Here is an 11425-nt window from a genome sequence, read left to right as displayed (position 1 = left end):
AATATTAAATATATTTAATGAAGCCTATGTTAAAAGGGATATTAATGAAATAGATAGCTTTATGGATAAATTATTTGATAAGGATGAAAGTGTAACTATAGTAGGTACATGTGATGACGAGTGGTGTATTGGATATGAGGAAGTTAAGGATATATTTTTAAGTGACTGGGAATATTGGGGTGATTTAAGAGTTATAGCTGATGAGGCTACTATAATGGAACTTGAAAATACAGCTATAATTTATACTCCAGCTACAGTGAAATATTCTTTTAACAGTAGAAGTGACACATATACACGTTACTTAGGATACATTAAAGAATATTTTGATGAAAGTTCTGATGAAAGTAAAAAATCTAATAAAGTTAAATTGACAGAAATTAATTGGTCCTTATGCCATTTATTAAATCAAAGGGATAATATAGAAAGAGATTATCTATGGGATATACGTATTTCCTTTATATTAATAAAAAAAGAAAATAGATGGATTATAAAGCATATGCAGTTTTCTTTGCCTGTAGTTGGACACGTACCAGATGTAAGGGAATATAAAGATAGTTGTGATAGAACTCAGGTTAATAAAAAAATAAAGGAACTAGAAGAAGCTTATCATAAAAATAAGTTAATGAAAAATGAAATAACAGATTTAATAAAAGACTTTAATAGTGAGTATCTAGATAAGAATATGAAATTAAATTTTATAATTGATAAATATTTTTCTTCTAAAAATGTATTTGTTGCTAGTACAGATAAAGAAATATTCACTAGTAAAGAAGGAATTAAGAAGTTAATTAAGGGTCATAGAGGATGCTATNNGATCAGACTAGACAGTGAAAATTCTATGGTTGATTTTAATGAGGATATAGCTTGGGTAGTAATAAGAGGTACTATGGAAAAAGTTATTTCAGAAGAAGAGTCCTTTGAAAATACAGTTAATAAAATAAAGGATATATTTAATAAGGATTTAGATGATAAAGAGAAGCTTTTTAACATTAGAAGACGAATTGCTGAAACCTTCAAAGAAAATGCTAAAGGTGAAAATTGTATATGGCCATTTAGATTAGAGGGTGTGCTTATTAAAGAAAATAATAAGTGGGTATTTAAATATCTCCAGTTTGCTTTTCCTTTTAATTATATTCTTGAGGGAAAGACAGAAGCGGCATCTCTGATAAAGAAAAATTAATAACAAAGAGACTAGTAGGGGAAATCCTTACTAGTTTTTTTGTATATGTAAGGTTTATTCAAATAGTATAAAAAGCAATTAAAGGGAATAATATAAATCTCAGTTAATGCAAATAAATATACTTGGGTGATGTAAATGGATAAACTTATAAGCAATAAAAATCTTATAAAAATCAGCTTTAAGACAGTAATTATAATTTACTTTATTTTTTTATGTATTGATTTTATAACAAAAGATTTAAAAAACACATATTCAGTCACATTAAAATATTCAGCTATAGTACTTTGCTTTATAATATCTTTATTAATTAAATCTCATGGATATGGCAAAAGAGATAAAGGGTTAGTTCAGCTTGCTCGGCTATTTACCTTAATTGCAGATTATTTTCTTGCAATTTCCGGTAATTATATCATGGGGATTTTTTTCTTTTCTCTAGTTCAAATAACTTACATAATAAGGCATAGTATTATGGAAAATAGTAAACATAAAAATTTAATGTTTTTTATAGTATCATTGTCCATAGCCTTAACAGTTTCATTAAGAATAGAAATAGCATCAATAGAAAAAAATCTTGTTGTTCTAGCACTTATATATGCATCTTTATTAATCACTAGTCTTTACTCCTCAGTGAGTACCATAACCAGAGGTAAATATTCTCAAAAAACTTCATGGATAATTGCTTTAGGTATGTTTTTATTTTTTATGTGTGATTTAAATGTGGGACTTTATAATATAGTAGCAGGAGACAACATAAAATTTTTTCAGGGTTTTTTAATATGGTTATTTTATCTTCCTTCTCAACTATTACTTACATTAAGTGGATTTAAAGTTCAATATCTAGAGAAAGTTTTTAGCAATATTTAACTTTAAAATATTATGAATAATTATTTAAAATCCTACAAAATATAAATACTTAGATAAGAGATAAATCTAGCTAAGAAATGTATCTAGATTAAGATGAAATTAGAGTTATTTAGCTATAATTTTAAGTGAATATTATATGTTAGAAAGGTGAAGATTATGTTATTAATTAAAAATGGTAAAATATTGACCATGGCTGGTGTAGATTATGATAAGGGATCTATCTTAATAGATGGGAAAAAAATTATAAAGGTAGGAGAATACATTGATGAAGATAACAGTGACATTTCTGAAGTTATTGATGCAAGTAATTGTATAGTTATGCCTGGAATAATAGAAGCTCATAGTCATATTGGTATTCAAGAAGAAAGAAAAGGGTTCGAAGGTAATGATTGCAATGAAATGACTGAGCCAGTTACACCTTACCTTAAAGCCTTAGATGCTATTAATCCTATGGATTCCACTTTTCACAAGGCCTTGAGTGCTGGGATTACTGGAGTAATGGTTGGACCAGGAAGTTCCAATGTTGTGGGTGGACAGTTTGTATTTATCAAAACTCATGGTAGAGCAATAGATAATATGATTGTTCTGGAACCTGCTGCAATGAAGGTTGCATTTGGAGAAAATCCAAAATCAAATTATAATGACAAAGATAAGATGCCAACATCACGTATGTCCATAGCTGCTCTTTTACGAGAAGAGTTGTTTGAAGCTCAGCAATATTATAAAAATAAGAAAAACTCTCAACAATCAGGTAATGAAGACAAAGATTTTAATGAAGAGTTTAGAAAAGAATGTTGGATACCTGTATTTGATAAAAAGATACCTTTAAAAGCACATGTACATAGAGCGGATGATATTCTAACTGCAATACGCATAGCTAAACAATTTGGATTAAAAATGACCCTTGATCATTGTACAGAAGGACATTTAATTGCAGAAGAGATAAAGGAGTCAGGATTCCCAGCTATAATTGGGCCAACTCTATCAGTACGTAATAAAATAGAAACACAAAATATGGATTTTAAAACAGCAGGCTTGTTGCATAAGGCGGGTGTAAAGGTAGCCATTACTACAGACCATCCAGTTACAAGAATACAAGATTTAGCAATTTGTGCTGGGTTTGCAGCAAAAGAAGGATTAGGTATAGATGAAGGACTTAAAGCAATTACAATAAATGCAGCTGAAATATGTAATGTATCACATAGAGTTGGAAGTATTGAAGCTGGAAAAGATGCTGACATTGCAATCTTTGATGGCAATCCCATGGAGATATTTACAAAAACTTTGTATACAATAATTGATGGTGAAGTTGTTTATAAACCAGAAGACTAGCTACAATAATATTTAAGAACAGTTTTTGTTTTAAAACTAAATAATTTTTTATTACTTTTATTATCATAAAAGTGGCAACGAAGCCAGCTAATACTGATTTTGTTGCCACTTTCTTACGTGTAGAAACAAATTCTTTTGTTTCCATAATTTGAGTCTGTGAAATATTATTATTTGTTGTTATTGTTGTTATTGTTATTGTTATTGTTATTGTTGTTGTTCTTGTTATTATTGTTGTTGTTTTTGTTATTATTGTTGTTGTTATTTTTGTTATTGTTGTTATTTCTACAATTGTTGTTTTCCATGACATATCACCTCCTACCTAACTTATAATTTGCAAAAAAAAATATATTATTCATTCTAATAAAAAATTATCAATAAAAATTTTTATGCATAGTTTTTCTTATATAAGTGATTTTACACTAGACTAATTAGCAAAAATTTTTTAAAATATAAGATAAATTAATTTAATTTCTAAAATTAATATACAAGAAATGCATTTTGTGAAATTACTTAAGAAATTGAGATGGTGAAAATTTGATTTCCTATGGAAGTATAGCAATTTATTCCCTTAAGTCTTAAGCATAAAAAACAAATTGCAAGAAATAATAAAGCTATAAAAAGCTATTTAGGAGGAAACAATGATAGAAAAAACACAAAAGAAGACAATAACATTTATTGAAGCCATTGCAATAGTAGTTGGAATGATAATAGGCTCTGGAATATTCCTAAAACCAGGTATTGTTTTTAATGATGCAGGTTCACCTATAATGGGTATAATGGCTTGGGTAGTTGGAGGTATTATAACTTTAGCTTCGGCTCTTACCATTGCGGAGATAGCTTCATCTATACCTAAAACTGGTGGGTTATATGTTTATCTTGAGGAGTTGTATGGAGACGTATGGGGTTTCCTATTAGGATGGGTTCAAACAGTAATATCTTATCCTGCTTCGGGAGCAGCTTTAGCCATAGCTTTTTCAACTTACGCTACATTTTTTATTCCAATGAATGATTTCCAGCAAAAACTTCTAGCAGTGGGAATCTTAGTGTTTGTAATAATCATGAATATAATTAGTACTAAATATGGGGGAGCAATTCAAACTATTTCAACGGTGGGAAAGCTTGTTCCAATAGTTGCTATTATTGCATTTGGTTTAATTAGTGGTAAAACTCATGATTTTCGCTCCGTTACCGTTATGACTGAAGGAGCTGGTTTTGGAGCTGCAGTATTAGGTACCTTATGGGCTTATGATGGATGGATAGGGGTTACAAATATAGCAGGTGAATTAAAAAATCCTTCTAAGGAAATGCCTAAGGCAATTATTTTTGGAGTTACTTCAGTTATATTTATATATGCACTAATAAGTATAGCAATGGTTAATGTAATGCCCATTGAAAATATAGTTGCGTCAACAACACCAGCATCGGATATAGCAGTTTCACTATTTGGAAAAGGTGGTGCTGCATTTATAACTGCAGGAATTATAGTATCTGTATTTGGAGCTATGAATGGATATTTATTAACAGGTGCTAGAGTGCCGTTAGCTATGGGACAGAGAAAACAATTGCCTTATTCAACTCAACTGGGTAAAATACACAATAAATTTGGAACTCCTACTAATGCATTAATTCTTGAAGGCGCATTAGCCACTATTTATATTTTCTCGGGAACATTTAATACTCTTACGGACTTATTAATATTTGTTTTATGGATATTCTTTGTCATGGGTGTCTTTGGTATATTTAGACTTAGAAAAAAAATACCTGCAGATAAAAGACCATATAAAGTTCCTCTTTATCCACTCATTCCAATGGTGGGAATATTGGGAGGAATTTATATATTATATAGTACAATCGTATCTGCACCATTGAATTCCATAATAGGGATCGGCATAGCAGTTGCTGGTCTTCCAATATTCTATTATTTAAAAAGAAAATAGTGTTCTGCCTTAATGAATTGAGGTATGACTCTAAATTAAAAAAGATTGATTCAGATAATTACTTGAATCAATCTTTTTTATAATGTATAGAAAACTATTTAAGCAAAAATTCAATAGCAAAGTAAATACAATAAAAATTGAATTTTACACTATTCTTATAATCGAATTGTTACGATAAATTAAACAATATATATATAATATGAATAAAGTGTGAAGGAGTTGATATTATGAGAATTGAAGGTATGAAAAAAGTTAGTTCTAAAATGAGTGTTGCAACAGTAATAATAACTCTAATAACAGCGATTACTATAAGTGTAGTAATGTCTTATATGAATATTCAAACTAGCAATGCACTATTAGATAGTGAAAGACAAATCTTAAATGAAGATTATGATATGAAAATTAAGGAACAAGTAGAAATTGTAATTGGTATGATAGATACAATAAATAAAAAGACTGAAATAGGTAAACTAACTGTTGATGAGGCTAAGAAACAAAGTGAAGATTTAGTAAGAGAGTTGAAGTTTGGCGAAGAGGGTTATTTTTGGATCGATACTGTTGAGGGTGAAAATATTGTGCTTTTAGGGTCTAAAACTGAAGGAACAAATAGATTAAATTCACAAGATGTTAAAGGAAAATATCTTGTGAAAGAAATAATAGAGAATGGTAAAAAGGAGAATGGAGGATATACTGAATATTGGTTTCCAAAATCGGGAGAAACAGAAGCATCACTTAAAAGAGGATATAGTAAATTATATGAACCTTTTAATTGGGTAATAGGAACAGGAAATTATATAGATGAGATTGATAAGATAATAGCTGAAAAAGAAGCTATTATTAAAAAAGACTTAGTAAAGAGTATAATTATTAATATAATTTTACTTATTGCCTCATTAATAGTAGCAATAGTTTTATCATCTTTTGCAAGTAAAAAAATTATAAAGCCTTTAATTATAATTAAAGATTTTGCAACTCGATTAGCTTCTTATGATTTTTCAGCACCTATTAGTATAGGGAGTAAAGATGAATTTGGACAAACAGCTATTGCTTTAAATACTGCACAAGAAAATGTAAATGGATTAGTAAAAATAATAATGGAAAACTCAGAAAATATCAGTGCATCTGCAGAAGAACTTTCAGCAACAGTTGAGGAATTGGCAGCCAAAACTGTAACTGTTAATGAAGCTGTAAATATAATTGCAGATGGTGTACAAGAATCCGGCGCCACCACAGAGGAAATAAGCGCTTCTATTGAAGAAGTAGACTCAAGTATAAATATATTATCTTCAAGAGCTATGGAAGGAAGTAATAATGCCAGTGAGTCTAAAGGAAGAGCAAGCAAGGTAAGGGATAATAGCAAAAAGGTAAAGCAAGTAGCAGGAGAGTTATATATTCAAAAGGAAGCTAATATGAAAAAGGTAATAGATGAAAGTTCTGTAATAGATAATATTAGAGTTATGGCAGATACTATATCTTCTATATCAGATCAAACTAATTTGCTTGCTTTAAATGCAGCTATCGAAGCTGCANNCTACTAGCTTTAAATGCTGCTATCGAAGCTGCAAGAGCAGGAGAGAAAGGTCGAGGTTTTGCAGTAGTTGCAGAAGAAGTAAGAAAACTTGCAGAACAATCTTCTGGTGCTGTAATAGAAATACAAAAAACTATAGAGACAGTAAAACAAATATTTAATAAAAGTATAGAAACAGGAAATGACATATTAAAATTCATTGATGTAGATATAATGAAGACTTATGATGAATACGAAGAAATGGGTAATCAATATTATGTTGATTCTGATTTTGTAAGTGATATGTCAGAAGAAATAGCAGCTATGTCACAAGAGATTACAGCTACAGTAGGACAAGTGAGTGAAGCAATTCAAAATATGTCTGAATCTTCACAAGAATCTAGTGAAAAAGCAGAAACTATAAAAGAAAGCATGGATGAAACTACAAAAGCCATAGAGCAAGTAGCTCAAACAGCACAGGTTCAGGCTGAACTTGCGCAACAACTAAATGAGATGATTCAAAAGTTTAAGATATAAATTTTAAATTTTCAATACAAGAAGAAAGACTATGAGATATCTAAATTAATAACTCATAGTCTTTCTTCTTATACGATAATTTATTTATCTTAAAAAAGTTGCTAGTTTAAGTAGAATTAAAATACTGAAATAATAAGTAAATATTTTTATTCATAATAAAAAAACAAACATGAACCTATGGGATTATTTTATTAGAAACTATTAATAAGTTTTTATTGAAATATTAAAATAGAAATAGTAATTGATAATAAATTTCAATACAGTCAATATATTTGAATAATTATACATAATATTTATTATAATTAAGAAAAGTTTATTTATTATAATTAAAGTAAAAAGTCGAAAAAATAATATTAAAGTGTAAAAAATGTATATTTCATTGAAAATGGTATAAATCAATAGTAAAATATAGAATTGATGAGATATAATAGGATGAGAATTCTATTCAAGTTATATTGTGAGAAGTATATAAGGGAAAAATAAGAAATAATAAATTATTATAAAAAGAAAGTGTGTGTTAGTATGAAACTTTTTATTAATTTAGGAGTTAAGAAAAAACTTATATCAGTATTTTCAGTAATATGCATTTTTATAGTCTTGATAGGTGTATATGGAATAATAGGTTGTGCATCTATAAATAAAAATGCAAATGAAATGTATAGTAATAATTTAGTATCAGTCAAAGATTTAGAAGGAATAAGAGTAAATATAGGTGAAATTACTACTTATATGCTAGAAATTGTTTTTGAAAGGGATAGGTCAAAATTAGATGAGCAAATAAACGCTATAGATGATTTAACAAATGAAGATATAATATTGCAAGCTGAGTATGATGAGTTACCGGAAATATCACAAGAAGAAGAAGAACTTTATAAAGGATATCAACAAGACTTAGCAAAATATAGAGAGAAAAGAAATAAGGTTATTGAACTTGCAAAAGCTAATAATTATGATGAAGCAATTAAGTTATACAATTCAGAAGTAGAACAATTAAGAATTGATATATTTGCAAAAATAGAGAGAGGTATTGAAATTAACATAGAAAATGCTGAACAAGTTAATCAAAATAATATAGACGAGTTTAATAAAGTTACATACCAAATAATAATCTATACTACAGTAGCATTTTTAATTATATTATTTATGGCATATATTTTAGATAAAAATATAGTAAATCCCCTAATGAAAATAAAAGAATTTGCAAAGAGATTATCTGATTATGATTTTTCAATGCCAATTATTATTACAAGAAAAGATGAATTTGGACAAACTGGATTGGCGTTAAATTCTGCTCAAGAGAATATAGGGAATTTAGTTAAATTAATAATGGAAAATTCACAAGATATAACCTCATCCTCAGAGGAACTTTCAGCTATAGTTGAAGAAGTATCTTCTAAAGCTGAAGCAATTGATGAAGCAGTAAATAATATAACTTCTGGAATGCAAGAGTCAAGTGCTATAACAGAGGAAATAAGTGCATCAGTTCAGGAAGTTGATTCAAGTATAAATATATTATCTTCAAAAGCAATGGAAGGTAGTAATAATGCAAATGAATTCAAAGAAAGAGCTACTGAAGTTAAAAATAATAGTGAGAATGCTATAGCAGAAACAAGAAATTTATATGATATAAAACAGAATAATATGGAAAAGACCATAGAAGATAGAAAAGTAGTAGATAGTATAAAGATTATGGCAGATACTATTGGAAGTATAGCACAGCAAACTAATCTACTTGCACTAAATGCAGCAATAGAAGCAGCTAGGGCTGGGGAGCAAGGTAGAGGATTTGCAGTTGTAGCAGAGGAAGTAAGAAAGCTTGCAGAACAATCTTCAGAGGCGGTAATAAATATTCAAGACACCATAGTTAAAGTGCAAAATGCATTTAAAAGTAGCATTGATACAGGCAGTGACATATTAGAGTTTATAAATACAAGGGTTCATGAACAATTAGATGCCTATGGACAAACAGGTAATCAATATTTTAATGATTCTGATTTTGTAAGTAAAATGTCAGAAGAGATAGCAGCTATGTCAGAAGAAATTACAGCCACCGTTGGAGAAGTAAGTGATGCAATTCAAAATATGGCTGATGCATCACAAAAATCCAGTGAAGAAGCGGTTACAATAAAAGAGGGGATGGATGACACAACAAAAGCTATAGAGCAAGTANNACTGCACAAAGTCAAGCTGAATTAGCTGAGAAACTTAATGAAGTAATTAAGAGGTTTAAAATATAGGATTTTCATATATTTATTTATGAAGAAGTAAATTAAAATTGAAACTTAATAACAAAAAATAGTATAAAATGGTTTATATATATTTTATACTATTTTTTGTATGTGAAAATAAAATCAATTTAAAGAAATAACAAGAAATATTTAGCTTACACTATTTTAATATATTCATTGATACGATAAATAAAATAATATGTTATAAAATATAAGCTAAAAATGAGGGAGGCTGAAATTATGAAGTTTAAGGGTGTGAAGGTTAAAGGTATAAAAATTAAAAGTATTAAGGTAAAGATGATTTTGTTACTTATGCCTGTAATAATAGCTTCTATGGCTGTACTGGCATATATGAGTTACTCAAGTGCAGAAAAGATAATAAATAGTGAGCTTGAAATAAACATGAATAGTAAATTAAATGAAAAGTCGCAAGAGATTGAAAAGAGTTTGGAGAGGCATCAGAAAATATCTGAAAGTTTAGCTAAAGTGGCTGAGAATTCTATATCATCGCTGACTGAAGAAAATTATAAAGGTGTGTTGGAAAGCTTAATTGACACAAATGATGAAACCTTTGGAGCTGGTGTTTGGTTTGAACCATTTAAATATAAGAGATATTCAGCTATTTGGACCTTATGCTTACAAATTAAATGGTAAAGGTACTTATACAAATGAATATAGTAAGACAGATTATAAAACAAGTGATTGGTATAAAATGGGGCAAGACACTGATAAGAGTGTTGAATGGTCATCACCTTATTATGATGATGTAGCGAAAGTTTCTATGATAACTGCTACATGTCCAATGCACGATTCAAATAATAATTTTATAGGAGTTACCACAGCAGATATAGATTTATCTACTTTGCAAAATAATATAAAAAATATGGAAATAGGTACACAAGGAAGAGCATTTTTAATAGATAAAAGTGGTTTATATGTTGCAGATGTAGATGAATCTAAAATTATGAAAACTAATATAAAAGATGATGAAAATTCTACATTGTCAGTCTTAGGTAAGAAAATGTTAACTGATAAGAATGGTCAAGGAACATTTACAGATGATAAAGGAGTTCAAAAGGTGTATTATAGCACCGTAGAAGGTACAGAGTGGATTATTGCTGTATGTATTCCTGAGGAAGAAGTATATCTTAAAATTAATTCACTAAGAAATAAAATCAGTATAATAATAGTAGTTGCAATTGTAATAGTAGTATTATTTATATTATTTTTTGCAAATTACATAGGAAAGAACATTAAAAAGGTTAATGCTTTTGCTATGAAGATTGCAAACGGAGATTTAACAGAAAAACTAGAATTAAAAAGCAATGATGAGATTGGTGAAATGAGTAAGTATCTGAATAAGATGACAGAAAACATTCATTCTATCGTAAAAATTATAATGGAGAATTCAGAAAATATAAGTGCATCTGCGGAAGAACTTTCAGCAACTGTTGAGGAATTAGCAGCTAAAACTGTAAATGTTAACGAGGCTGTTAATACTATTGCAGGTGGTATGCAGGAGTCAGGTGCTGCTACAGAAGAGATAACTGCATCTGTTGAAGAAGTGGATTCAAGTGTGAATATATTATCTTCAAAGGCTATGGAAGGAAGCAATAATGCAAGTGATGCTAAAGTGAGGGCCAGCAAGGTAAAGGAGAATAGCAAAGAGATTAAAAAGATAGCAAAAGAACTATACATTCAAAAGGAAGCTAATATGAAAAAGGTTATAGAAGAAAGTTCTGTAATAGATAGTATTAGGGTTATGGCAGATACAATATCATCTATAGCTGATCAAACTAACCTACTAGCTTTAAATGCTGCTATCGAAGCTGCAAGAGCA

General features: G+C 29.0%; 6 protein-coding genes and 2 pseudogenes. 7 read left to right on the top strand and 1 reads right to left on the bottom strand.

Features of this window, described 5'->3' with window-relative positions:
• The first annotated feature begins 1315 nt into the window (after positions 1-1315).
• Together B2671_RS10580 and B2671_RS10575 are read left to right on the top strand one after the other, a co-directional pair.
• Positions 1316-2044 carry a hypothetical protein gene (locus B2671_RS10580; RefSeq protein ID WP_346870386.1) on the top strand — a complete coding sequence of 243 codons (729 nt, stop codon included), beginning with the start codon at positions 1316-1318 and terminating at the stop codon, positions 2042-2044.
• A gap of 156 nt (positions 2045-2200) precedes the next feature.
• A complete protein-coding gene (locus tag B2671_RS10575) occupies positions 2201-3376 on the top strand; it encodes an amidohydrolase (protein WP_346870385.1) in 1176 nt (391 codons plus the stop codon).
• Here B2671_RS10575 and B2671_RS10570 read toward each other — a convergent pair.
• A complete protein-coding gene (locus B2671_RS10570; protein ID WP_346870384.1) occupies positions 3318-3683 on the bottom strand; it encodes a hypothetical protein in 366 nt (121 codons plus the stop codon). The two genes, B2671_RS10575 and B2671_RS10570, sit on opposite strands and share 59 nt — an antisense overlap.
• Before the next feature lie 331 nt (positions 3684-4014).
• Between B2671_RS10570 and B2671_RS10565 the strand changes: the two genes are divergently transcribed.
• The 5 genes and pseudogenes from B2671_RS10565 to B2671_RS10545 form a co-directional block, all read left to right on the top strand.
• Entirely contained in the window at positions 4015-5313 is a 1299-nt protein-coding gene (locus B2671_RS10565; RefSeq protein ID WP_346870383.1) for an APC family permease, read from the top strand.
• A gap of 242 nt (positions 5314-5555) precedes the next feature.
• Positions 5556-7357 (top strand): annotated as a pseudogene (locus tag B2671_RS10560) (methyl-accepting chemotaxis protein).
• A 522-nt stretch (positions 7358-7879) separates the two neighbouring features.
• Positions 7880-9594 (top strand): annotated as a pseudogene (locus B2671_RS10555) (methyl-accepting chemotaxis protein).
• A 231-nt stretch (positions 9595-9825) separates the two neighbouring features.
• On the top strand, positions 9826-10239 hold the full coding sequence (locus tag B2671_RS10550; RefSeq protein ID WP_346870382.1) for a hypothetical protein: 414 nt from the start codon (positions 9826-9828) through the stop codon (positions 10237-10239).
• Positions 10175-11425 (top strand): methyl-accepting chemotaxis protein (locus B2671_RS10545; RefSeq protein ID WP_346870381.1); only part of this gene is annotated, 1251 nt, incomplete at its 3' end. The genes B2671_RS10550 and B2671_RS10545, both read left to right, overlap by 65 nt.

The organism is Clostridium sp. UBA5119, from assembly GCF_002414285.1.
Taxonomy (GTDB): domain Bacteria; phylum Bacillota; class Clostridia; order Clostridiales; family Clostridiaceae; genus Clostridium_J; species Clostridium_J sulfidigenes.
Note: the sequence above shows the minus strand (reverse complement) of the source record. Positions and strands in the feature narration are given on the sequence as shown.